We start from the raw sequence: 24,652 nt of genomic DNA, 5'->3' as shown, positions 1-24,652 counted from the left end.
TCCGCGATCGGCTCGGCCGCGCGAAGGTCGGTCACGCCGTGTCAAATTTCGGTTAACCATATTCTGGCACGCAGGGGGCGGTGATCGGGAGTCGGCGGGCGGCGGGCCGCGCCGGGATCGCCGTGGATGACGCGATGACGGGCGGCGCGCAAGGAAGCGGTGAGCGAGGCCGGGACGCGGTGGTCGCCATCGTGGCGGCGCGGACCCCGGCTCCCCTCGTCCTCGCTTTGCGCGGGCAGCCCTGCAGCGCCCGCATCCTCGCGATCTCGGGCCATGTCATCGACGACCTGATCGCCGAAGCCCCTGAGGTGATCGTGCTGGAGGCCGAGCCCGAGCGCTTCGACGCCCCGGCCCTGATCCGCGCCCTGCGGGAGCAGGAGAGCCTCGTCCGTACGCCGGTCCTGCTCGTGGCCGGCGGCGATGCCCGCACCTTGCGCCGGATCGGCCGCGAGGCCGGCGCCACCGACACGCTGCCCAAGCCCTTCGACGCCCTGGAATTTCAGGACCGGGTCGGCGTCCTGATCGAACTCGCCCTGGCGCGCCGGGAGAGCGACGATCGGGCGCGCGCCATGCGGCGCGACGCGGCGCGGGCGGTGGCCGACGCCTCGGCGCGCGAGCGCGAACTGATCCGCCGCCTGATGCTGGCCGCCGAGTTCCGCGACGACCGGGCCGGCGACCATCTCACCCGCGTGGCCGGCTGCGTCATCGCGGTGGCCGAGGGACTCGGCCTGTCGTCGGCGGAGGCCGACGACGTGGCTCTGGCCTCGACCATGCACGACATCGGCAAGATCGCGGTCCCCGACCACATCCTGATGAAGGCCGGCCCCCTCACCCCCGACGAGTGGGAGGAGATGCGCCAGCACGCCCTGCGCGGCTACCACATGCTGCATGACAGCCCCTCGCGCCTGCTCCAGATCGCCGCCGAGATCGCGCTGACCCACCATGAGCGCTGGGACGGCAGCGGCTATCCTCGCGGTCTGAAGGGCGAGGAGATTCCCCGCTCCGGCCGGATCGTCGCGGTGGCCGACGTGTTCGACGCGCTGATCTCCGTGCGCAGCTACAAGCCCGCCTGGTCCCTGGAACGGGCGCGCGCCCATGTCGAGGCGGAGGCGGGCCGGCATTTCGATCCGGACTGCGTCACTGCCTTCCTCTCGCGCTGGGACGACATCGTCGCCCTGGTGGAGGAGCGGGCGGCGTAGGACGCGCTCGGCCGATCCGCCGTCGTTGTGCGCGGCGATGCCGTCGAGAAGCGCCCGCCCCTGGAGCGACCGGGACTGGTATCGGCGACGACCGGCTCCGGTGCAGGCACAGGGCGGGATATCGTTGCGAACCGTCAACGAGAGGCGATCCTCTCGAAAAGGCCGAGGCATCGCTGCAGGTTCGCCCGCGTAATCCGCACCGTGCAACGCCGCTGCGCAGTGCAGGTAGTGGTCTCCGCGCCCGGTTGGCGTTAGAAACGGCATCCGAATTCCGATCCGGCCGTCTGCCGGTTCGCGTGTACCGGTGCGAATGCGCCGGTTCTTAAGGCGCATCTCCCTTGCCATTTCCGTCTCTGCCCTCCCCCCTGGCGCGGGCGCTCACCGAGCGCAACTATGCCGAGCCGACACCCGTTCAACAGGCGGTGCTCGATGCCGTCCCAGAGCGCGACCTGCTCGTTTCGGCTCAGACCGGATCGGGCAAAACCGTTGCCTTCGGTCTCGCCATCGCCGGTACGCTGCTCGGCGAAGACGAGGCGCTGCCGCCGCCCGGCGCGCCGCTGGCGCTCGTCATCGCTCCGACCCGTGAGCTGGCACTCCAGGTGCAGCGGGAGCTGACCTGGCTCTACGCGCAGACCGGCGCGCGCATCGTCCCTTGCGTCGGCGGCATGGATCCGCGCCGCGAGGCCCGCGCGCTGGAGGCCGGTGTCCACATCGTCGTCGGCACGCCGGGGCGCCTGCGCGACCACATGGAGCGCGGCCGGCTCGTCACCGAAGGTCTTCGCGCCGTCATCCTCGACGAGGCCGACGAAATGCTCGACATGGGCTTTCGCGAGGATCTCGAATTCATCCTGGCATCGACCCCGAAGGACCGGCGCACCCTGCTGTTCTCGGCGACCCTGCCGAAGGCCATCGTCGCGCTCGCCGAGAGCTACCAGCGCGACGCCCTGCGTCTCGCGGTCGCCGGCGAGACCCGCGGCCATGCCGACATCGTCTACCGCGCGGTGCGGGTGATGCCGCGCGAGGTCGAGCACGCCGTCGTCAACATTCTGCGCTACGTCGATGCGCCGGTGGCGATCGTGTTCTGCAACACCCGTGACCGCGTGCGCCATCTTCAGGCCTCGCTGACCGAGCGCGGCTTCTCCGCCGTGGCGCTCTCGGGCGAACTCGGCCAGGGCGAGCGCAACGCCGCGCTCCAGGCCCTGCGCGACGGCCGTGCCCGCGTCTGCGTCGCCACCGACGTCGCCGCCCGCGGCATCGACCTGCCGGGGCTCGACCTCGTCATCCACGCCGACCTTCCGCACGATGCCGAGGTGATGCAGCACCGCTCCGGCCGCACCGGCCGCGCCGGCCGCAAGGGGACGAGCGTCGTGCTCGTGCCGCCGGCCAAGCGGCGGCGGGCCGAGCAGATGTTCGCCATCGCCAAGGTCAGTCCCGATTGGAGCGGCCCGCCGAACGCGGACGAAATCCGCATCCTCGACCGCGAGCGGATGATGTCCGATCCGCTGCTCGCCGAGCCCGAGACGGAAGAGGACCGCGAGTGGGAGCGGGAATGGGCCGAGGCGCTGATGGAGCGCTGCCCGCCCGAGCGTCTCGCCGCGGCCTTCGCCCGGCTCTACCGCTCGCGCATCCCCGTGCCGGAGGAGGTGAGCGATCCGGCCTACGAGACCAGCCGGCGTCCGGATTCCCGCAGCGGTGTGCCGGTCGGCGCGTCGCGGGTCGGTGACGACGAGCCGGCGGCGTGGTTCCGGCTCAATCTCGGCCGCCGCGACCGGGCCGAGCCGCGCCGCCTTCTGCCGATGCTGACCCGCCGTGGGCAGATCGGCCGCGGCGATATCGGCTCCATCCGGATCTTCGACAACGAGACGACCTTCGAGGTCCGCGCCAGCGCGGCGGATGACTTCGCCGCCTCCTTCGCCCGGCGTGGGCCCGCCGATGTCCGCGTCGAGCGGATGCAGGGGGATGGACCGGCCGCCGCCAAGGCACCGAAGAGCCCCCGCGCCCAGCGCCATCGCCGCGAGGCGACCAAAACCGGCCGGGGCGGCTGAGCCGCCTCGCGACGGTGCCGGGGCAAAGAAAGCCGCCCCGGCGACGGTTTCGGGTGTGCAAACGTTAGGGCGGCGTCCGGCTCGTTCGAGCCGGGCCTTACTCGCCGCCGGACTTGCTGCCGAGCAGGCCGCTCACGGCGGCATCCCAGCCGTCGCGGATCTGACGGCCGCCGGGAATCTTGACGCCGAGCAGTTCCGGCTCTTCCGCCGCGTCCTGTGCCGGTCGCGCGGCGGGTGCTTGCGCCGAGGCGGTCTGCGTCGGCCCCGCTTCTGTGGCGCGGTTGCGGACGACGGGCGCGGGCTTCCGGCTGGGATCGGCCTTGGCGATTTCAACCTTGGCGGTTTCAGCCTTGGCTGTGTCAGTTTTGGCCGTCTCGGTCTTGGTTCTGGCCTCGACCTTGGCTTCGGTTTTGGCGATCTCGGGTTTCGTCTTCGCGGGCAGCGACACGAAACGCGCCGGCTGCTCCGTCTTCGCCTGCACCATCTCGCTCCGGCTCGGAGGCAGCGGCACCGTGACTTTGGCGGGGGCGAGCGCGGCCGCCGTGCGGGCCGCGGCCGGAACCGTGGGTGCCGGCTCGATCGGCAGGTTCGCCCGGGCCGGCGGCGCGATCTCCGGCGCTGCAGCCGCCACCGGCGCGGGCGGCGGCGATGCGGCCGGTGCGACGGGTTCCGCGGCCGGCAGGCTGGCCCGGCGCGCTTCCGGCAACCCGTTGGAGGCCGGTGCCAACGCCGGAACGCCGTCCTTCAGGTCGGGCCATTGCGAGGCGACGGGTGCGATCCGCGCCGGCCGGCTCCTGGGATCGGCGAGATCGGAGAAGAACGCGAAAGCCCCCACGGCGAAGACAAGGAGGGCAGCGCTCCCGCCCGCGGCGCCGAGGATGACGGGCAGCCGGCGACGGGCCGGAGCCCTGCTCTCGGCCGGCCGGGTTTGAGATGGGTGAATCGTCACCGACATGCGGTCGGCCTCTTGCACGTTGTAGCCCTGCAACAAGACGGCCTCGGCAATGCGGCGGCAAGATGTCCGGCATCGCCTGTTGAGAATTCAGGCGCCGTCCACCCACACGAATCTGGCGGAAACTCCAGGGCGGCCGGACATGATCGGGACAGGCGCGCCCCGGACAAGTCTCGCCGCGATGAGTTCTCGCGATCGACCTTAGCCGAGCCGGTTTAACGGAGCGTGTAACCGAATCGATGCGGTGCGCGGCCGGCCGTCCGGCGATCATAAGAAAAACATCAGTGTGCCGCGCGACCCTGCGGCGCGGCCCCGGCATGGACAATCATCCGGCGATCGGCCACGGTACCGCCGTGCCGAAAGAGTAGAAATCTGAGCCTTTTAACTGATGGCGGTTTGCCGAATGGTCCCGGATCCGGCCTGCTCGTGTCGGCGTATGGCGGACTGATCGACCGCGAGGGCCCGTGCCGATTCCCGCCGCGACGCAAACTTCCCCGACGCCCCTGATGGCGCAAAGCGTGGCCGATCCCAACCTCGACAAGGCGCAGGATCGGGCCGACGGCACAGGGCTGCCGTTCTGGGCCGGCTGGCCGACGCGCACGCGGCTCATCCTGGTCGTGCTCGCCATCGACATCGTCGCCGCCCTCGCCTCCTGCGGCGTGATCGTGCTGACCGCGCGCAGCGCCGTGCAGGTCGAGACCGCGGCCGGTCTCGCTACCGTCGAGCCCTTGGTCGCCGACACCATCCGCTCCCTGCGCAGCCCGAGCCCCGAGAGCGTGCTCCACACCCTCGACCTGCGCTTTCAGGCCCTGCGCCACGTCCGCGTGACCATCCTCGATGCCGAGGGCAAGCGTGTCGGCTTCGGTCCCTCCGAGCAGGCGCGCGAGCAGCGGACGGCGCCGCGCTGGTTCGTCCGGCTGATCGCCCCCGAGCCGCGCCAGCACGATCTGCCCATCGTCGTGAAGGGCGAGCGGATCGGCACCGCCGCGATCACGACCCAGCCCCTGGACGAGATCGAGGAAGTCTGGGGCTATGCCCGCTCGTTGGCGCTCGCCAGCCTGATCCTGAACCTCGCGGTGCTGGCTGCCCTCACCCTGGCGCTTGGGCGCATCCTGCGGCCGCTCGGGCGCCTCGCGGACGGGCTGAACCGGCTGGAGCGGCACGACTACACCGCCCATCTTGACCCGCCCGCCTCCCGCGAACTCGCGGTGATCGCCGAGCGCTTCAACCGCGTGGCCGGGGCGCTCTCCGACGCGCGGGCCGCCAACGGCCGCCTCAACCGCCAACTGCTGACGGCCCAGGACGACGAGCGCGCCCGCATCGCCCTCGAACTCCACGACGAGTTCGGCCCGTGCCTGTTCGCACTGGAAGCGAATGCGGCCTCCGTCGCCCGGCTCGCCGCCAGCCCCGGCGAGATCGACCGCGGCCGGCTGGCGTCGCGGGCCGGCGACATCGGCAGCATCGTCGGCCAGGTTCAGGTCCTCAACCGCGACCTTCTCAACCGCCTGCGCCCGCACGGGCTCGGCGAGGTGCCGCTGACCGATTGCCTCAACCTGCTGCTCCGCGACTTCCGACGCCGCCATCCCGAGACCGCCTTCGATGGCGCGTTCGAGGGCTTGGCCCGCGGCTACGGCGACATCGTCGATCTCACCGTGTTCCGCTGCATCCAGGAGAGCAGCACCAACGCCGTGCGCCACGGCGCCGCTCGCCACGTCCGGGCCCGCGCGACCGAGGAGACCGACGCCGCCGGCCTGACGGTCCTGCAGGTCAGCGTCGAGGATGACGGCACCGGCATCACGCCCGGCCACCGTGTCGGCCTCGGCCTGTCGGGGATGCGCGAGCGGGTCGAGGCGCTGGGCGGTCATTTCAGTCTCGACACGGCGTCTCTTGACAACAAAGCCTCCGGAACCGTTGTCCGGATCACCCTCCCGATCGATCCCGAGCGCGACGGCAGCGAGGTTCCGCCTCCGCCCGCCGCGCCGCAACCCAAGTGATGCGTGTACGATGAACGCGCCGGTCAGCAGCCCCATGATGAGAGCAGCGTCGAGCAAGGGTGCCGCCACCCCCGTCCTGGTCATCGACGATCACCCGATCGTCCTCCAGGGCTGTCGCCGCGTGCTGGAGGATGCCGGAATCGAGACCGTGGTCGAGGCGACCGGCGTCGTCTCCGGTTACCGCGCCTTCCACCGCCTGCGCCCGCCGGTGGTGATCTGCGATCTCACCTTCCAGGGCAGCGGGCTCGCCGGCCTCGCCCTGATCCGGCGCATGCGCGCCATCGAGCCCGAGACCCGTGTGCTCGTGTTCTCGATGCACAACGATCCCGTCATCGTCTCGCGGGCGCTGGAGGCCGGGGCGCTCGGCTACGTGCTCAAGGATCACGCTTCGAACGAGCTGTTCCAGGCGTTCGAGCGGGTGCGCGCGGGCGAGGTCTATCTCGACCGGCGGCTCGCCACTGAGGTCGCGATGCTGCGCGCCGACCCCCGCCGCACCCCGGAGACGCAGCTCACGCCGCGCGAGCAGCAGATCTTGGCCCGCCTCGCCCAGGGCAAGTCCTACGGCGCCATCGCCGCCGACCTCTCGGTCAGCTACAAGACCGTCACCAATGCCTGCTCGCAGATGCGCCAGAAGCTCAGGGTGCGCACGCTGGCCGAACTGATCCACGTCGCGGTGACCCAGGCCCAGCGGCAGGGTTGATCCTTTTCACAAGACGGAGCGCTGTCCTTGGCCGAAGACCTCTCTGCCGGGCGCTTCTCGCAGGAAGCCTGGGCCCGCAATCTCGCGGCCTATGAGGCGATCCGCACGATGCCGTTCAACGCGGAACTGGCGGACGGCACTTTGAGCCGCGAGCGCTTCCGCCGCTACATCGTGCAGGACGCGCATTACCTCATCGGCTTCGGCCGGGCGCTGGCGCTCGCCGCTGCCAAGGCGCCGCATCCCGACTGGATCGTGCAGTTCGCCCGTGGCGCCGAGACCGCCATCGTGGTCGAGCGCGCGCTGCATGGCGGCTTCTTCCAAGAATACGGCACCGATGCCGGCACATTCGCCGCAACGCCCCTCTCGCCGGCCTGCGACCACTATGTCGCGTGGCTGATCGCGACGGCCTATGCCGAGCCCTACGAAGTCGTGCTCGGCGCGCTTCTGCCCTGTTTCTGGATCTATGCCGAGGTCGGCCGCGACATCTTTGCCCGCGCCAAGCCCGACAATCCCTACCGCGCCTGGATCGACACCTATGCCGGCGAGGAGTTCGGCGAGGCGGTGGCCGCGATGATCGCCGCGACCGACGAGGCGGCCGCCGACGCCTCCCCGGCCCTGCGCGCCCGGATGCACGCGGCCTACACCCACGCGACCCGCCTCGAATTCGGCTTCTGGGACAGCGCCTACCGGGATCTCACCTGGGCGCTGTGAGCTAGGACCCCGGCGCGGCCGCTTCGCGTGACAGCTTGGCCGGGTCCTTGCACTGCAATGTCGCCTGAGGCCGTTGCGCCCGCGTCGGTTTCACGATTCATCTGTGTGAGAATTCGGCCGCTCCGTCAGAGGAGTTCGGCCGGTACGAGGGGGTTGGGGCAGATATGGCGTCAGGCTTGGCGAGTGACCTTTTCCGGATCAAGACGCTCGAACGGCTCAACGCCGACGCCGAATCCGGCGAGAACAAGCTGGAACGCCATCTCGGCCCCTGGAGCCTGATCGGCCTCGGCATCGGCGCGGTGATCGGGGCGGGCCTGTTCTCGCTCACCGGCATCGCCGCGGCGGAGCATGCCGGCCCGGCGGTGACGCTCTCCTTCGCCATCGCCGCGATCGGCTGCGCCCTTGCGGGCATGTGCTACAGCGAGCTCGCCGGCATGATCCCGGTGGCGGGCTCGGCCTACACCTACACCTACGCCACAATGGGCGAGTTCATCGCCTGGATCATCGGCTGGGATCTCGTGCTCGAATACGCGGTCGGGGCGGCCACCGTTTCGGTGAGCTGGTCGCGCTACGTCGCCCGCTTCATGCGCGACACCTTGGGCATCAACCTGCCGGGCTCGCTCGTGCACTCGCCCTTCGAGACCTATCAACTCGCCGACGGCACGCTGGCGCACGGCATCGTCAACGTGCCGGCGATCCTGATCGTGGTGGCGGCCCTCGACCCTGCTGATGATCGGCATCCGCGAATCCGCCCGCGTCAACGGCGCGGTGGTGCTGCTCAAGCTCGCGGTGGTGGCGATCGTGATCGGGGTCGGCCTGTTCTACGTGAAGGCGCAGAACTACGACCCCTTCCTGCCGGCTAACACCGGCACCTTCGGCGAGTATGGCTGGAGCGGCGTGATGCGCGCGGCCGGCGTGGTGTTCTTCGCCTATGTCGGTTTCGACGCGGTCTCGACCGCGGCGCAGGAGGCCAAGAACCCCCAGCGCAACATGATGATCGGCATCCTCGGCTCGCTGGCGATCTGCACGGTGCTCTACATCGCGTTTGCGGGCGTGCTGACCGGCCTCGTCCACTACGAAGCCATGCGCGGCGATGCCGCCCCGGTGAATACCGCGATCGCCGCGACGCCCTTTCCGTGGCTGAAGAGCCTCGTCACCTTCGGCGTGATCTGCGGCTTCTCGACCGTGATCCTCGTGCTGCTGCTCGGCCAGAGCCGGGTGTTCTACTCCATGTCGAAGGACCGGCTGCTGCCGGGCTTCTTCTCGGCGATCCATCCGAAGTGGAAGACGCCCTACCGTTCGAACCTGTTCTTCATGGTGTTCACGAGCGCGCTCGGCGGCTTCCTGCCGATCTCGCAACTCGGCCACATGACGAGCATCGGCACGCTGCTCGCCTTCATCCTCGTCTGCGCCGGCGTCGTCATCCTGCGCCGTACCCAGCCCGACGCGCCGCGCGCCTACCGCACCCCGCTGGTGCCGTTCGTGCCGATCCTCGGCGCGCTGTTCTGCCTCGGTATGATGGTCTCGCTCGATGGCGATACGTGGCTGCGCCTCATCATCTGGCTGGCGATCGGCCTCGTGATCTACTTCGCCTGGAGCCGCAAGCACAGCCGCATCGGCCGCGAGGAAGGGGCGAACGCGACCTCGGCTCTGTAAGGGTATCGAATGCGGTCGCTCTCCCGCCTGGGAGAGGGGCCGCGCCTGCCGGGTAATGGATGCTTCCTTCGGCATGGTGACCCGTCCCCGGAGGTGACAGGGCCGGCGCCGAGATCGGGGGCTGTCGGGCCGCCTCAGGCCCGGCGTGCCAGAGCCACCACCGGCGGTTCGGCGAGGCCGACGAGCGGCCGGCCTACCTCGATCGACTGCCGCTCGCGGGCGATGAAAGCGGTGGGCATCTCGGCCTGCATCTCGGCCTCGACCGAGCGTAACTGTACGTCCGAATGGCAGGGATGCAGGTGGATGATGGCGAGCGCCTTGGCGCCCGCGCCCTTGGCCAGTTCCACGCCCTTCTGCCAGGTCGAGTGGCCCCAGCCCTTGCAGCAGGGATACTCGCCCTCCGTGAACATGCCGTCATAGACGAGGAGGTCGGCCCCCTCGACGAAGCGGCACAGGTCCGGATCGGGCCAGTTCACGCCGTGCTCGATGTCGCTGATGATGCAGAGCCGCTTGCCACCATGGTCGAAGCGGTAGCCGGTCGATCCCTGCGGGTGGTCGAGCAGAATGGTATCGACCCGGATGCCGTCGGCGAAGGTGAGCGGCTCGCCTGCCCGGAAGCCGTGATGCGCGAAGGAACAGGGCAGCACGTCGAGCGTGACGGGAAAGAGCGGCGGCGAGAACAGCCGGCCGAGGGCGTCCTCGGCGCTGGCCCCGTCGAGATTGCCGCAATAGGTGTGGATCGTGCGGGCGCCGTCCAGAACCGCCGGTTTGAAGAACGGCAGACCCGCCGTGTGATCGAGATGCAGGTGGCTGAACAGCAGGTCGATATCCTGCGGCAGGCTCTCGCAGCAGTTGCGCCCGAAGGCGCCGAGGCCCGAGCCGGCATCGATCACGAACAGACGTTCCCCGCAGCGGATCTCCAAGCACGGCGTATTGCCGCCGAACTCGGCGTTCTCCGGGCCACTGACCGGCGTAGAGCCGCGGACGCCCCAGAAACGCAGGACGAGGGAATCGTCCTTGGCTGGATATGGCAGGGTCATGGATCGGTACCAATGCTCGGCCTCGGGCCGGGCTTTCTCTGGTGGTAGTGGTGCCGCCGCACGCATCCGCGCTATGGATCCGCGGCTGTTCTTCGGCCCCTCTTCAGGCTCCGAGTGTACAGTGCGGAGATGGGGGGCCGCCATTCGGGTTTGTGTGCGTGCTCGCACACGCCGTTTTGAGCGGCTCCAAGTCAGCGCTGGGCCAGTTTCTCAATCGGGGGTTGCGAGGGGGCGAGGTCGGGCGGTGACAGCGTACGCTCGATCGCCGCGCGGGCGAAGCTCGGCCACGTCTGCGCATAGCGCGTGACCGGTGCCGTGATGCGGGCGGTCGCGGCGGCGTAGGGCGGCACGAAACCTGCGGTCCGCACGGTCAGCGACGGGCTGGCCGTGCCGATCCAGACCGCCCATACGGCGTCCGGTACGGGCGGCGGTGGCGGCGCCCTGCGGCGGGCGGGGATCAGCACGACCTCCTGGCCGGCATAGGCCAGCGCCTCCGGCCGGCTGATATCGCCCACCGGATGACCCTGAAGGATCCGCGCTGCCCAGAAGGCGTGCTGGCCGCCATCGGAATAGGTCGTGCGCACGGCCGCCGCGCCCTCCTCCACCAGGGCGGCGACGCGGTCGGTCTCGTCCTTGTGCAGGGCGCTGAAGGCCGCTTCCTTGGCCGGATCGCGCGAGGGCGCGAAGGTGTAGCGGCCGCCCGCGACGCTCACGGCCGGCTCCTCGCCGGTCGCCTCGAAGCGGTCCGATCCCTCCTTCAACTGGCGCCAGAAGGCGATGTTCGGGTCGGTCCGGTGCCGGGCCATATTCGCGGCCGTCATCCGGAACGGGAAGGACTGGAACTGAAACGCGCCCTGCCCGCCGGCGAACGCCTCGCGGGCAATCGCGAACAGTTCGCCCGCCACCGCATCCGTCATGGCAAAGCAGCCCATCGACGAGCAGACGCCGTGCACCATCACCGCCGAGCCGGTGGAGCCGTGTGCCCGGTCGTAGGCGTTGGGGTAGCCGACGTCGAAGGAGAGGTAGTAGCGCGAGTTCGGGTTCATCTGGCTTTTCGCCACCGTATAGAACCCCTCCGGCGTCTGCCGGTCGCCGCTCTTGGTCTTCGGCCCGAGCTGCCCCGACCAGCGGCAGATCGGATAAGTCTTGATCGGCACGTAGCGCCCGCTGGCGTTGCGCTTCCAGACCTCGATCTCGGATTCCTTCTTGTAGGCCCGCAGCACGATCGGCGAGGCGGCGTTGGTGCCGCGTGCAGCCATCAGCGCCAGGGTCGTGGCCGGGATCGGCGCATTCGCCTTGTCGGCCTGCGCGAGCGTGTTCGACGCCGTGAGGATCGCCAACCCGACCAGCCCCGGAATCAAGATTCTGAGGAAGGATCTCACAGAGCCTCGAGAGCGGTTCGGGGGAAGCATGCACCGTCTCGATCGAGGCCGACCGGCGGTGCCCGCGGGCGACGGAACCGGATCGTGCACAAGCTTTGGGGCGGTTTTGCGGGAAAGGGAAGCGCTCAGACGGTCACCGCCTCGGTTTCCTGCGGATCGCCGGTCACCACCGTGTTGCGCTCCACCCGCAGCACCGCGTCGAACGGCGCCTGCCGGTTGAGGGTGTCCTCATCGGGCAGGCAGACGATCAGCGCCGCCCCGGCGCGCAGCGCCCGCAGGCGCTCGATCCGGGCGGTGATCTCGTCGGGCTTGCGGTCGTCGAGGGAGAGGCCGACCACGAGGATGTCCGGGCGGCGCACGAGGCAGCGCACGAACTCGATCGCCACCCGCTCGCGCGGGCCGATGGCGCCCTCCCCCAGGATCGCGCGCTGGCCTTGGCCCGCCACCGCGACGCCCGCCTCGATTCGCGCCGCGAGGCCGAGCCGGTAGACGGTGGGCTCCAGCCCCTGCTCGGCGAGCACCCGGCGCACCAGAGCGCGCACCCGCCCCTCGGCGCCCGCCTCACCTTGGGTGATGCGCCCGAACAGCAGGTTCTCCTCCAGGCTCGCGGCGGCGGTGAGCCGGGAGGGATCGTAGAACTCGACCTTCTCGCGGTAGCGCGGCGGCAGCATCGCCGCGAAGGAGTGGCGGGCGGCGACCAGACGCTGTTCCAGCGCCTCGTCGATCAGGCCGAAGCGGTGGCGGGTCTCGCTGTAGCGCAAAGCGAGCCCGATCAGCCGCTCGCGGTCGCGGTGCCCGGCCGGGCCGCGCCGAAAACCGCGGGCCTCGGGCTGGCGCGCGACCAGATCCTCGAAATAGCCCCGCTCGGCCGCCGGAAACAGCGAGAAGGTCTCGAATAGCGGGTGGTCGTCGGGCAGGTCGGCAAAGATCTCGACGGTGGAGCGTGCCACTTGCAGGCCGACATCGACCAGGGTTCGCGTGAGATCCTCCGCCTCCAGCACCGCGCGCAGGTAGGGGTGGGCCGCGAGCCGCGCTTGCGAGAAGGCCGGGCTCACCGCCTCGCCGAACAGGATGTTCTCGCCGATATCGGCCTGATGGTTGTAGCGCGCCGGGTCGAACGGCTCGACGAGCCGGGCCATGCCCTCGCTCGCCAGCGCCTCGCGTACAGCCCAGCGGGCGGCAACGACCGCCGCGGCGGTGGCGGGATCGTCCTCGGGATCGACGGAGGCCTCAAGGCCCCGCTCGTAGACGAAGGCATCGAGCCCGGTGAGCTTGAGGATGGCGATGCGCTCGGCCAGCCCCGAGGCCTCGCGGTCGCCGCTGCGGGCGCCGTAGAGCAGGTTCTGGCGCAGCGTCCCCTCGATCAGGATCGCCTCCGAGCCGGCCAGCGCGATCCGCCGGGCGCGCTCGGCGGAGTCGAAGGCGCGCAGGTCGGTGCCGCCATAGGTGACGGCGCCGGCGGTTGGCTCGATCTGTCCGGCGAGCAGGGCGGCGAGCGCCCGCGATCCGCTGCCGCGATGACCCACGATCGCCACATGCGCCGGCATCGGCAGGGCGAGATCGACGCCCGTCAGCCGCTCGCCGCTGCCGGGATCGTAGGCGCCGACGCCCTTCGCGACGAGGGCGCCCGCCGCCGGGAACGGGACCGCCTTGCGCGATCGGTTCCCTGGCAGGCGGGGGCTCAGGGCGTCGAGCGTCTCGGCGATGGTGCGGAACAGCGGGGCGGCCGCCCGATACTGGCTCCACAGGCGCAGGCTGATCGCGACGAGGGTTGCCGCCAGAGCGAAGGCGCCGGCCGCGGCGACCAGCGCTCCGGGCAGGACGTTGTCGGCCTCCGTGGCGGCCTCGCCCTGCCACAGGGCGGTGGCCACGAGGAGGGCGGGCAGGATCACGACAAGCGCGAGCGCCGGGGCCCGCGCATAGGCGAGCCGGGCCTCGGCCCGCACCAGCGCGCTGCGCGCCGCCCGTGCGCGTAGCCCCAGGCGGCGTCGCTCGAACGCCGCCGCCCCGTGGGCGCGCACCGCAGGCATCCGCCGGATCAGGTCGCGCAGGCCCGCCTCCGTCGCGGCGGTGTCGGCGAGGCGCAGGCTGCGCCGGGCGGCGGTGCGGCTGGCGAGCAGGACCCGCGCCAGCCCGACGGCGGCGAGCAACAGCGCGATCACCGGCACGAGGCGCGGGGCGGCGAGTTCCGCCATGACGAGGGCCAGCAGGATCGCGGCGAGCGTCAGGCCGGGCACGACGATGCCGACCGCCGCGAGCGGGCCCATCCGCGCCAGGGCTTGGCCGACGAGGCCGGGCAGCGCGCGGAGATCCTCGCGGGCACCGGGCGGCGAAGCGAGGATCGCCTCGGTGGCCCGCGCCCGCAGCCGCGCCGTGGCCCGGGCCTGGACGGAAAAGCAGAGATACGCGACCGCAGCCCCGAGGGCGGCCAGCAGCAGGGCTGCGGCGGCGAGCGAGGTCAGCGCGATCAGCGGCAGTTCCGTCGGCGGCAGGCTCCAGCCCGGGAACAGGATCGGCGCTTCGTGTCCGTGATGGCCCGGCAGCGGCAGGGCGATCCGCAGGAAGGGCAGGAAGTCCGGGCTGCTGCGGGTCAGCACCGCGATGAGGTCGCGCAGGCACAGCAGCACGAACAGCGCCAGCGGTCCGCCGAGGCCCACCGCCAGCGCGAGCGCCGCCGCGTGCCGACGCGGCGACGAGGCCCAGGCGAACAGGACGGGATCACGCTCCATCGGCATTCCGGGCGCCCGGCCAAGCCGTGGCCGACGAATTCGCGGCGGTGGGGTGCGGCATCGGAGAACGGTTTCGGCGCTGTGAAGGACGATCCGGCGGGCCGGCGCGTGAGGAGGCCGTCACGGATCGTCCTCTTCGCCAGATCGTCCTCTTCGCATGGAAATGCCGCCGCGCAAGCCCGCGCAGCCGGCGCGTCGCATTGCATTCCCGCCGCGGCATTGCTCTTTGGTGCGGGAGAGCACATGGCGGTCAGCCTGCGTTCGAGTCCGCGGGCGGGGGACCTGCCTTTCCCGCATTTCCCAGCCATCCCGTTCGGCAGCGCCCTTTCCCACCCTCCCTTCGGACGAGACCGGATGGCCGTGCGAGACACACCATCGCCCGCCTTTGTCCTTCAGGATCGAAGCCGCGCGCAGCCCGCGGCCGACCGTTGAGCCGATGACCGAACGCGCGTTTCCACCTGCCGCCGAGACTGTTCCCCTCTACGGCGCGCCGGTGATCGGGCCCGACGAGACGGTCGCCTCGATCGCCGCCGCGCTCGCGGGGAGCGTGCTCGCGCCGGCTGGCCGCCTTTGGTGGCTCGCCGTTGCCGGAACGCTCGTCCCGATCCTCGTCTGGACCGGCCTGCGCTCGGCTGCGCCCGCCGTATTCGGTCCGGCCGCTGCCGCGTGGTGGATCGGGCTCGCCGCGGGGTGCCTGCTGATCTCGGGGCTACTGCTGCTCGCGGGCGTGGCGTGGCGCTGCGGGATCGGCCGCCTGACACAGACCGCTGCCCTGCTCTGCGCGGGGCTCGCCGCGCTCTACCCGGTGCCGGTCCATCCGGTGAGCCTCGGGGCGTTGCTCCTCGCGAGCCTCGGCCTGTGGGCGGCGGCGCTCCTGCCGGATCTGGCGGTGTTGCGCGACGCCGCGGGGCCGGATCGCCGACGCGCCCGTCTCTACCGAATGCTTTCCGCCGGCTGGTGCGGCTCGGCGCTGCAATGGCTCGCCTGGGAGCGGGCCTGCCGGGGGTTCGGCCTGCTCGGCATTCTCGCGGCGGTGGCGGTGCTGATCGACCTCGCGCTGGCGGCCGCCCTTCGCACCGACCGGCACGACACCCTGCTTCCCGTCGCGCTGCTGGTCGAGGCGGTGCTCTCAGGCGCCGGGCTGATCGCGGCGCTCGCCATGATCCTGCGCCGAAGCCGCGGGCTCGACGGCCTCATCACCGGCCGCCACCTCGACATCCTGGGGCGGCTGCTGCTCGCCTTCGGCCTGGCCGCCCTCTATTGCCACGTCACCGAGATCGTCACCGCCCTTCTCTACGGCGACGCGGCCGAGCGGGCGCGCCTGACGCGCCGGCTCCTCGGCGACGAGGCGCCCGCCTTCTGGATACTCATGCTCGCCGGGCTTCTCCCCACGCAATTGTTCTGGATCCCCGCCATCCGCCGCAGCGCCCTCGCGCTCGGCCTGATCGGCGCCCTTGTCGCCATCGGCCTCGGCGCGGATCACGTGCTCGCCACGCGGATCGGGGCGACGGGGGCGGCCCTCGCGGATCTCCTCACCGCGGGGATCGCGACCCTCGGTTCCGCCGGGCTGTTCGTCCTCGGCCTGTTGCTTCTCTTCCGCCTCGTGCCGCCGGTCGGAATTGCCGAGACACGCCAACTCGCCCTCGCCCAGAACGCGCACGCCGCGCCGCGGGTGCCAGAGACCGCGCCGGACGCCCGGCCGGGCCCGTTCGCCGTCCAGACCCTTGCCCAACCGCCTGGCCAGCCCCCTGGCCTCATCGCGATCTTCGCCTCGGAGGCCGGGCTGGCCGAGGCAGCGCGTGGGCTCTCGGGGCCGCGTGCGCCGCGCCTCGACGCCTTCGGCCCGGTGCTGATGCCGGAGGCCGCCGCTGCCCTGCACCGGGAGGAGCGGAGCCTGAACCGCCTCGCGCTGTTCGGTGCCTTTCTCGGATTTGCAGCCTTCCTCGCCGTCCGCATCGCGGGCCTTGCCGGGGACATGCCGGACGGGCCGGCGAGCGTGGCGGCGCTCCTCGCCCGGCCGCTCTCTTGGCCCGATTCCTGGCCCAATTCCTGGTCGACCGCTTGGCCAACGCCTTGGCCGGCCGCGTGGCCGTTATCCTGGGCCCTGGCGGCGGTGCCGGCTCTCTCCGCGGCGGCGGCGGGCGGCGTGCTCGGCCTTGCGGTCGCGCTCCTGTCTGTTGTGAGGGCCGGGCGGGCCGGCCGCCTCCCTCCCTCTGCCCTCGCCGGACATTTCGTCCTGACGATCGAGCCCTCCGGCGCGCCGTTTATTCCGGCGGCCCTCGCCCGGCGCCTCAACGCCCTGCCGACGGATGCGGGACGTCCCCTCGCCCTGTACGGCCTCGCCGCCGGGGAGCCGCAGCGGTGAGCGCGGAGGAGAAGGGCGCCGCCGCCCGCAAGGCGACGGGGGCGAAATCCGCCGGCGCCTATTTCCGCGATCCGGCCCGCCGCCCGGCGGCGGCCTTCGCGGCCGGACTGGCCTGCCTGCTGCTGGCGTTCCACCATGCCGGGCTGCCCCGGCTCGCGCCGTCCTATCTCGCTGCCTGGACCTGCCTCCTGGCGCTGCCGGCGGGTGCTTTGCCCGTCGTCATCATGATCGAGCGGGCTGATGCGTGGCGCCCGCAGCCCGAGACCGCATTGCTGGAGACCCTGCGCGGCCTGCTCGTGCTGATGCCGGTGGCCGCGATCCTCGCTCTGCCGATCCCGATGGCTGCCTTCCTGCTCTACCCGGCGCCGGAAAGCGCCGGGCCGGATGGCCCGCTCGCCCTGCTCGGAGCCGCACCGCCGCTGCTCGCCGCCCGCCTCGCCCTCTACTTCGCGCTCTGGACCGGGCTCGCCCTGCTCTTCGCCCGCCGCGGCGGCGAGCCCTGGGCTAAGGCAGGCCGGATCGACGACGGGCGCGCCGTGCTCGGCCTCGGCCTCCACACCGTGGTCGGCACGCTGGCTGCGGACGACCTCGTCATGTCGGTCGGAACCGATCCCGGCCTGCGCTTCCATGCCAGCGCTTTCGGCCTGCTGGTGCTAGCGGCGTGGTCGAGTCTGGCGCTCGCCGCCGCGATCCTCGTCGCGCCGCCCGATGCCGGGCCCGCCCGGCGCCGCCACGATCGCCTCACGCCGCTCGCCGTGCTGCTGCTCGTCTGGGCCGGCCTGCACGTCGTGCAGTTCCTGATGCTCGGCGCCGCCGCCGATCCGGGGGCCGCCGCGTGGTATCGGCTCCGCGCGGGCTTTTCCGGTCGCGCCCTGGCGCTGTCCGCGGGCGCCGTCGTGGGGCTTGCCGCCATCCTGACCCTGCGTCCCGGCGAGAACCGCACGCGGCTGGTGGCGGCGCTCGCCGTCGCGGTCCATCTCGCCGAACTGTTCTGGTTCGTCACGCCCGCCTTCCGCGGCCACTTCCGCGTCGGCTTCACCGACCTGTTGGCGCTCGCCGGGATGATCGGGCTCGCCCTGGGACTGGCGCCCGCGGTCCGCCGCCTGATTCCGGGTCTCGCTGTCACCCCCGTCTGGCCGGGCCGCGAGCGCGCGCGCGGGCGACCGGGCGCGGCGGCGGGGGACATGCACCGCAAATCGGTTGTTCCGCCCCCCGAAGCTTCCTAGTTTCCCCTCCCCGCCTCTCTCGATCCTACCGCGCGCGACGCAGAAGACCCCGGCCACCATGTGCGAACTGCTCGGAATGAGCGCGAATGTGCCGACCGATATCCGCTTCTCCTTCGCGGCTTTGGCCCGGCGCGGCGGCGAGACCGGCCCGCATGCCGACGGCTGGGGCATCACCTTCTACGAGGGGCGCGGCTGTCGCTCCTTCCACGATCCCGAGCCCAGCGCCCGCTCCGAACTCGCCAAGCTGCTGCGCCGCTATCCGATCAAGAGCCGCATCGTCGTCGCGCATGTCCGCAAGGCCAATCGCGGGCGCGTCAGCCTGGAGAACACCCACCCCTTCTCCCGCGAGCTGTGGGGCCGGCGCTGGACCTTCGCCCATAACGGCCAGCTCAAGGGCGTGAAGCGGCTGCCGCTCGGCCGGTTCGAGCCGGTCGGCACCACTGACAGCGAACACGCCTTCTGCTGGATGCTGTCGCAGCTCCAGGAGCGCTTCCCCAAGCCGCCCCGCGCCGCGACCCTGGAGGCGGCGATTGCGGGTTACGCCCTCATCCTTTCGGAGCGCGGCGTGTTCAACATGCTGCTCTCCGACAGTCGCGTGCTCTACGCCCATTGCGGCAAGCGGCTCTGCTACCTCACCCGCCGGGCGCCGTTCGGCACGGCGACGCTGATCGACGAGGATTGGCGGGTCGATTTTGCTCAGGAGACCACCGAGACCGATATTGTCACCATGATCGCCACGCGGGCGCTGACCCGGGACGAGACCTGGACCGAGCTGGAGCGCGGCGACACTCTCGTTCTCACCGACGGAGTGGTCCGAGTGCGCAAGGGCGCAACGCGGCGGCGCGCGCGTCCGATGCCGGAGATCCACGGCGCAGCCTGAGGGCGATCGATCGGGAAAGGCGGAGGGGCCTGCCGATTTGCCGCATTCAAGCGACAGGATCGGCGAATCATCTCACTCTTCGGGCGACAGACTACCGTCTGGTGTGCAAGCGTGGCAGTATTTCGCGTGGCGCGGGTGTGCGTGATCGGGCTGATGCGCTACAACTATGTTAAGGGCCGTACCGGGGCCTGCCCCGTGTGCGGCACTGCGCCGGCATTGCCGAAAAGTCCCGATCGCGAAGAGCCCGATGCGTAACGATACCGAAGCGACCCTGGATCGTCCCGCGATGACAGACGGCCGTCCCAAACTTTCCGACTCGATCCGCAGCCATCTCGGCGATCATCTGCGCAGCGTGTACGACACGCTCGGCGCGGGCGAGGACACACCGTCCCGCTTCTCCGAGCTGATCGGCAAGCTCGAAGCGGCCCTCAAGGCGCAGGGCGAGCGGATCGATCCTGAATTCCGCAACGGCCTGCTCTCCGCGGTGCCGTCCTTGCGCGCCTTCGCCCTATCGCTGACCTCGAATCCGGCGCGCTCCGACGACCTCGTTCAGGACACCCTGCTCAAGGGTTGGCAGCACCGCGCCCGCTTCCAGCCGGGCACGAACCTCAACGCGTGGCTCTTCACGATCCTGCGCAACATCTTCTACTCGGATCACCGCAAGCGCGTGCGCGAGGTCGAGGATCAGGACGGCTCCTACGCCGCCCGCCTCGCCACCGCGCCGCATCAGGGCGACCGGCTCGATGTCGAGGATCTGCAGACGGCGCTCGCCAAGCTGCCGCCGGACCAGCGCGAGGCCCTCGTGCTGGTGGGCGCCGAGGGCGTCTCCTACGAGGAGGCCGCGACCATCATGGGCTGCAAGGTCGGCACGGTGAAGAGCCGCGTCAGCCGCGCCCGCGGCCGTCTCGCCGAACTCCTCGGGTATGACGAGGAGGACCTGTCCTCCGACCGTCTCATCCAGTCGGCGATGCCCGACGCCTGATTGTTGGCTCGAAGGACGCCGGAACCGTCTCGCCATCGAAACGGTGGCGACGGATGCGGTAAAGGCCGAGCGGTTTGCCCGATGATGGGTAGCCGGGTCCGACTTACGGGACTTGGTGAAACGGCCCGCTTTCCGGTGTCGAACCCGTATCTGCTTCCGTGCAGCGGGTTCCGGTCACGACCGTGGTCGGGATCTCGAATCTCGCAGCGTCGATTGCTGAAAGCCGTCGGACTTCGGGCCGGACGATGCTCTGAATGACGCTTCGGAGGCAGCCCGATCGTATCCGTGGGGCCGACCTCCCGACTCTTGATCATGTCGGGGTCGTTGCGCGAACGCGAACCTCTGGCCGGCCTTGGCGGGGAATTGGAAACCACGCGGGCGTCCCGTCGCGAAAATCCGACGTTGGACGAAGCCCGCCGAGCTGAATGCGACCACCTCGCGGGGCCTGTCTCTGGGGGAACCCGTCTTCGCGAGATGACGCAAGCTGTGTCGGATGCGGCGCCTTGTGAGTGTGTCTGCGGTGAGCGGAGGGCTACACAGGCCGTCAGCGAATAGAGCGCGCGAGCAGCGAAGCGCTGCCGCTGCGTCTGCAAGCCTTCCTGCGACGCATCGAGAGCGGTCGGCCGGCCCGGCGGCTTTGCGATCGGCCCGGGCTTCGACTGCGCCGACCCTATCGACTCGCCGTATCGGAGCCGGCCAGCGGAGTCCGATGACTCCGCCAACGCGGCATCGATCCTTAGGCGGCCTTGCGGCGCCCGCCGGTCTTGCGGCCTTCGCCGGCAGCGGCCTTGCGGCGCGGCTCGGGGGCAGCTTCCGCCACCACCTCATCGACCGGCTCCGCGGCCTTCGCCGAGGATTTGCGGCGCTGCTGGCCGAGGCCGAGATCCTTGGCGAGCGCCGAGCGCGCGGCCGAATAGTTGGACGAGACCGTCGGATAGTCGGCCGGCAGGCCGTAGCGGCGGCGGTAGCCGTCGATGTCGAGGCCGTGCGTGGTCAGGTGCCGCTTGAGCGTCTTGTAAGGCTTGCCGTCGATGAAGGAGATCAAGGCATCCGGCGTGATCGACTTCTTGATCTGGGCCGGTGTCGCCCGCTCGACTTCTTCTTCCTTGGGCGCCTGCGGTGCCGACAGGGCGACCAGGGCCGCATGAACCTGAACAATCAAGCCCGCGAGTTCAGGCGACGGCAGAGAGTTGTTGGAGACATAAGCCGAGACGAGATCGGCTGCGAGTTCGATACGGTCGTGTTGCGTGACCTGATTGGTTTCCGACATTGTACGTGATCCTATTTGCCCCTCGTTCTTGTGAGCTAAAAGGATCTGAAAAAGATTCAAGTCCTGTTCTAGCCATTTTCCTGGAAAACGACTGCAAAATCGAGAAAAAACCACGATCTGGCTGCTATTGCGAACGATCAGTCGGGATCAGACACCAGGTTGCGGTCGCTCCAGGTGGTGCACACAAGCTGAGGTTCGATCAAGCGCACGATGAAGGGCGCTTGATTCGTCCGTTCAACAAACTGTGAGAGGTCAGTCCGAGCTGAGCGCCGGTCTCGGCAGGTCGAACCGGCCGGCTTTCATGGATCACGGCAGGTCCGGGATGGTTCGCCCCGCCATGACGGCGCAACTGTATCGGTCGGAGCCTGCCGTTAGAGGCCCGGCAGCATGGCCTCATCGTCGTCGCGCTGGCTGGCGGGACGGCGTTGCCCGCTCGGCGGCGGCAGAGTGCAGCGATAGACCACCGCGTCGGGCGGTCCGAGCGTGGCGTTGAGCGGAACCGTGACGGTATCGCCGGAGAAGCGCCAGTGTCGGGTGCCGCGATCCCAGTAGAGCCACACGGTGGTTTCGTGGCCCTTCACGTCGAACACGGCGGCCTTCTTCGAGAGCGCCCGGAGCGTTCGCGGCTCGTAGAGGCCCTTGCGGCGATAGGCGGCGCGGGACTCGGCGTCCTGGCGATCGACGAAGGTGTTCTGAACGATCTGCAGGGTCGCTCCGGGCTTGCGGAGGAATTTCTTGAAATCGCTCAGGGATCGCAAGACCACGGGCATGGTGTCCTTCCAGTCGTCAAGTCACGGACGCATCCTGCATTGTGCGACGGCACCTTAGTTCCGCCGAGATGACAGTTATCCCTCACGCACAAAGGTGGCGTCGGGCGATATCCACGGGAAAACGGCGCTGTCCACAGGAGTCGAAGACTCTCAAGCTCGGCTGTTCGACGCCTGCGGCTCGGCCCGAGCCCGCCATCGGCTTGACCTGCGAGCCGGGCTCGGGCGTTTAGGCCTCATGCTGCTCCAATTCTTCACGGGCCTGCGCGAGGCCTGCGTGCCGGTGTCCCTGCGCGAATACCTCACGCTGCTCCAGGCGATGGAGAGCGACCTCGCGGACAAGCGCGTGGAGGAATTCTACTTCCTCGCCCGCACCGTGCTGGTGAAGGACGAGTCGAACCTCGACCGGTTCGACCGGGTGTTCGCATCCGTCTTCAAGGGGCTGGAAACGCTGGGCGAGGCGGTCGAACCCGCCGCCATCCCCGAGGAATGGCTGCGCAAGCTCGCCGAGAAGTATCTGACCGACGAAGAGAAGGCCGAGTTGAAGGCGCTCGGTTGGGACAAGCTGTTCGAGACGCTGAAACAGCGCCTCGCCGAACAGAAGGAGCGTCATCAGGGCGGGTCGAAATGGATCGGAACCGGGGGCACCTCGCCCTTCGGCGCCTACGGCTACAATCCGGAGGGAATCCGCATCGGCCAGGACGGCAACCGCAACTTCCGTGCGGTCAAGGTCTGGGACCGGCGCGAGTTCAAGGATCTCGACGATTCACGCGAACTCGGCACCCGCTCCATGCGGGTGGCGCTCCGCCGCCTGCGCCGCTTCGCCCGCACGGGGGCGGCCGACGAACTCGACCTCGACGGTACCATCCGCGAGAGCGCCCGCAAGGGCTTCATCGATGTGCGGCTGCGCCCGGAGCGGCGCAACGCCGTGAAGGTGCTGCTCTTCCTCGATGTCGGCGGTTCGATGGATTGGCATGTGGAGCTGGCCGAGGAGCTGTTCTCGGCGGCGCGCTCGGAGTTCAAGCACTTCGCGCATTTCTACTTCCACAACTGCCCCTACGAGGCGGTGTGGACGGAAAACCATCGCCGCCACGACGAGCGTATCCCGCTCCTCGACGTAATCCGCACCTATCCCTCCGACTACCGCGTGGTGTTCGTGGGCGACGCCTCCATGAGCCCGTACGAGATCGCCCATCCCGGCGGGTCGGTTGAGCACTGGAACGAGGAGGCGGGCGAGGTCTGGCTCGGCCGCGTACTCGATCATTTCCCGAAGGCGGTCTGGCTCAACCCGATTCCGGCCGAGCACTGGGGCCACACCCACTCGATCGGCATGGTCCGCCGGATCTTCGCGGACCGGATGTTCCCGCTCACGCTCGAAGGGTTGGACGGGGCGATGCGGGCGCTGCTGCGCTAGAGCGCTTTCCGACGACAGGGTCGTGACGAGGACGGCCAGCGGTGGGAGCCCGTAGAGGCTGCCGACCAAGACAGGCTCCGGTTGGAACCGTGCCTCGGTCTGCTCGGCGCCGCAGGGCGAGAGTCCGAGCAACAGCGTATCCTGTACCGGGCGGCGTTCATCAGCAGGACGAGCGCGGCGAGTCGGCCCGGAGCGAGGCAGGCCCTGCGCGGCGTCGCCTCAGCCCTGGCGGGCCGGGGTCGTCACGATGAGGCCGTCGAGTTCAGCCGTCACGCGGATCTGGCAGCACAGGCGCGAGGTCGCGCGCACGTCCGAGGCGAAATCGAGCATGTCCTGCTCCATCGGCTCGGCCGGCCCGACCTTGTCGGCCCATTCCCCGTCCACGTAGACATGGCAGGTGGCGCAGGCGCAGGCTCCGCCGCACTCGGCATCGATCCCCGGAACGTTGTTGCGGATCGCCGTCTCCATGACGGTCGAGCCAACCTCGCCGTCGATCGTGCGGGCCGTGCCGGCGTGATCGACGAAGGTGATCTTGGGCATACCTTGCTCCGGGACGTGTCGGCGTCCGCCTGCGATCCTTCAGGGGGGCGGCGTGGCGCCTGCTTGCGGGCGGCCGAGTGAGAAAGCAAGCGCCAAGCCGGCGCTTTTCCGTCGCGCCGCCGATGCGGATGCCGCGTGCCCGTTCGCCGAGAGGTCGGGCCGGCACGGCGGCGGTCTTACGTCGCGGGCATGAAGCGAGCCTGACAGGCGGCCGCTCACATCTCCAGGCCGAGGGCGGCGAGCGCCGCCAACGTCTCGGCGACGGCGCTCCGCAACGCTTCGAGATCGGCCTCACCGACGGTGCGAAACCCGGTTTCGACGGCCGTGCTCGCCTCGGCCACCTGCATCGCTCCGACGCCGAGCGCCGCACCCTTGAGCGTATGGGCGAGATCGGCCCGTTCCTCCGCCGGACGGCTCGCCTCCGCCATCGCGGGCAGGAGCCGGCGGCACTGATCCTCGAACAGGCTCAAAACCTCCCGGGCGAGGTCGGCATCGCCGAAGGTCTGCGCATCGAGGTGGGCGTGATCCAGCAGAGGGGCGAGCTTGTTCTCGAGGTCCACGTCCGTCCTTATCGTCTGCTTGATCATCGTTGTTCGGAATGAAACGGCCGCTCCATCCGCCCGGTTCTGGGTCAAAGCGCTCGCCGCGGCGACCTGCCTGTGGGTGGCGCCGGCTATCCACAGCGCAGGGCAGTCGGGGGCGTACCCGTTTAAGGCTGCAAGCGTCAGAACTTGGGACGAATGCCGGATCACGGGACCCGGCTTGGTAACCATTCCGTTAAGGTTTCTTGGGTGTGCCGG

General features: G+C 70.2%; 18 protein-coding genes and 1 pseudogene. 11 read left to right on the top strand and 8 right to left on the bottom strand.

Annotation, left to right across the window (positions count from 1 at the left end):
- Positions 1–134 precede the first annotated feature (134 nt).
- Positions 135–1,199, top strand: coding sequence for an HD-GYP domain-containing protein (locus M2437_RS10000; RefSeq protein WP_253389611.1), 1,065 nt, complete (start codon positions 135–137; stop codon positions 1,197–1,199).
- Positions 1,200–1,537: 338 nt separating this feature from the next.
- A complete protein-coding gene (locus M2437_RS09995) occupies positions 1,538–3,244 on the top strand; it encodes a DEAD/DEAH box helicase (RefSeq protein ID WP_253387285.1) in 1,707 nt (568 codons plus the stop codon).
- Positions 3,245–3,341: 97 nt separating this feature from the next.
- Here the strand turns inward: M2437_RS09995 and M2437_RS09990 are convergent, their stop codons facing one another.
- On the bottom strand, positions 3,342–4,199 hold the full coding sequence (locus tag M2437_RS09990; protein ID WP_253389610.1) for a hypothetical protein: 858 nt from the start codon (positions 4,197–4,199) through the stop codon (positions 3,342–3,344).
- Positions 4,200–4,702: 503 nt separating this feature from the next.
- Between M2437_RS09990 and M2437_RS09985 the strand changes: the two genes are divergently transcribed.
- From M2437_RS09985 to M2437_RS09970, 4 genes and pseudogenes are all read left to right on the top strand, one after another.
- Positions 4,703–6,190, top strand: coding sequence for an ATP-binding protein (locus tag M2437_RS09985; RefSeq protein WP_253387284.1), 1,488 nt, complete (start codon positions 4,703–4,705; stop codon positions 6,188–6,190).
- 10 nt (positions 6,191–6,200) lie between these two features.
- On the top strand, positions 6,201–6,890 hold the full coding sequence (locus M2437_RS09980) for a response regulator transcription factor (protein ID WP_003605215.1): 690 nt from the start codon (positions 6,201–6,203) through the stop codon (positions 6,888–6,890).
- A gap of 27 nt (positions 6,891–6,917) precedes the next feature.
- A complete protein-coding gene (locus tag M2437_RS09975; RefSeq protein WP_253387283.1) occupies positions 6,918–7,601 on the top strand; it encodes a TenA family protein in 684 nt (227 codons plus the stop codon).
- A gap of 164 nt (positions 7,602–7,765) precedes the next feature.
- Positions 7,766–9,257 (top strand): annotated as a pseudogene (locus tag M2437_RS09970) (amino acid permease).
- Between the two features lie 134 nt (positions 9,258–9,391).
- On the opposite strand, the gene M2437_RS09965 reads toward M2437_RS09970, so the two are convergent.
- From M2437_RS09965 to M2437_RS09955, 3 genes are all read right to left on the bottom strand, one after another.
- Positions 9,392–10,297, bottom strand: a complete 906-nt coding sequence (locus M2437_RS09965) for an MBL fold metallo-hydrolase (RefSeq protein WP_015824538.1) — start codon at positions 10,295–10,297, stop codon at positions 9,392–9,394.
- A 191-nt stretch (positions 10,298–10,488) separates the two neighbouring features.
- Positions 10,489–11,709, bottom strand: a complete 1,221-nt coding sequence (locus tag M2437_RS09960) for a L,D-transpeptidase family protein (RefSeq protein WP_301292897.1) — start codon at positions 11,707–11,709, stop codon at positions 10,489–10,491.
- Between the two features lie 95 nt (positions 11,710–11,804).
- A complete protein-coding gene (locus M2437_RS09955; protein WP_253387281.1) occupies positions 11,805–14,408 on the bottom strand; it encodes an ATP-binding cassette domain-containing protein in 2,604 nt (867 codons plus the stop codon).
- A gap of 436 nt (positions 14,409–14,844) precedes the next feature.
- On the opposite strand from M2437_RS09955, the gene M2437_RS09950 reads away from it, so the two are divergent.
- The 4 genes from M2437_RS09950 to M2437_RS09935 all read left to right on the top strand — a co-directional run bounded on the left by M2437_RS09950 (position 14,845) and on the right by M2437_RS09935 (position 19,861).
- Complete coding sequence (locus M2437_RS09950) at positions 14,845–16,773, top strand: DUF3341 domain-containing protein (RefSeq protein WP_253387280.1); 1,929 nt, start codon at positions 14,845–14,847, stop codon at positions 16,771–16,773.
- Positions 16,770–17,999, top strand: a complete 1,230-nt coding sequence (locus M2437_RS09945) for a hypothetical protein (protein ID WP_253387279.1) — start codon at positions 16,770–16,772, stop codon at positions 17,997–17,999. Before M2437_RS09950 ends, M2437_RS09945 begins: the two co-directional genes overlap by 4 nt.
- Before the next feature lie 58 nt (positions 18,000–18,057).
- Positions 18,058–18,879, top strand: coding sequence for a class II glutamine amidotransferase (locus tag M2437_RS09940; RefSeq protein WP_003604686.1), 822 nt, complete (start codon positions 18,058–18,060; stop codon positions 18,877–18,879).
- 247 nt (positions 18,880–19,126) lie between these two features.
- The gene (locus M2437_RS09935; RefSeq protein WP_003604688.1) at positions 19,127–19,861 is read left to right on the top strand and encodes a sigma-70 family RNA polymerase sigma factor; all 735 of its coding nucleotides are present in this window, start codon (positions 19,127–19,129) and stop codon (positions 19,859–19,861) included.
- 736 nt (positions 19,862–20,597) lie between these two features.
- Here M2437_RS09935 and M2437_RS09930 read toward each other — a convergent pair.
- A complete protein-coding gene (locus M2437_RS09930) occupies positions 20,598–21,131 on the bottom strand; it encodes a Ros/MucR family transcriptional regulator (RefSeq protein WP_056117380.1) in 534 nt (177 codons plus the stop codon).
- 371 nt (positions 21,132–21,502) lie between these two features.
- Positions 21,503–21,901, bottom strand: a complete 399-nt coding sequence (locus M2437_RS09925) for a hypothetical protein (RefSeq protein ID WP_015824545.1) — start codon at positions 21,899–21,901, stop codon at positions 21,503–21,505.
- A 235-nt stretch (positions 21,902–22,136) separates the two neighbouring features.
- On the opposite strand from M2437_RS09925, the gene M2437_RS09920 reads away from it, so the two are divergent.
- Entirely contained in the window at positions 22,137–23,312 is a 1,176-nt protein-coding gene (locus tag M2437_RS09920) for a vWA domain-containing protein (RefSeq protein ID WP_253387278.1), read from the top strand.
- 219 nt (positions 23,313–23,531) lie between these two features.
- Here the strand turns inward: M2437_RS09920 and M2437_RS09915 are convergent, their stop codons facing one another.
- Both M2437_RS09915 and M2437_RS09910 read right to left on the bottom strand, forming a co-directional pair.
- On the bottom strand, positions 23,532–23,852 hold the full coding sequence (locus M2437_RS09915) for a 2Fe-2S iron-sulfur cluster-binding protein (protein WP_056117371.1): 321 nt from the start codon (positions 23,850–23,852) through the stop codon (positions 23,532–23,534).
- Positions 23,853–24,067: 215 nt separating this feature from the next.
- On the bottom strand, positions 24,068–24,412 hold the full coding sequence (locus M2437_RS09910) for an Hpt domain-containing protein (protein ID WP_015824547.1): 345 nt from the start codon (positions 24,410–24,412) through the stop codon (positions 24,068–24,070).
- Positions 24,413–24,652: the final 240 nt, after the last annotated feature.

Source organism: Methylorubrum pseudosasae (genome assembly GCF_029504475.1).
In the GTDB taxonomy this organism is placed as follows: Bacteria; Pseudomonadota; Alphaproteobacteria; order Rhizobiales; family Beijerinckiaceae; genus Methylobacterium; species Methylobacterium extorquens.
Note: the sequence above shows the minus strand (reverse complement) of the source record. Positions and strands in the feature narration are given on the sequence as shown.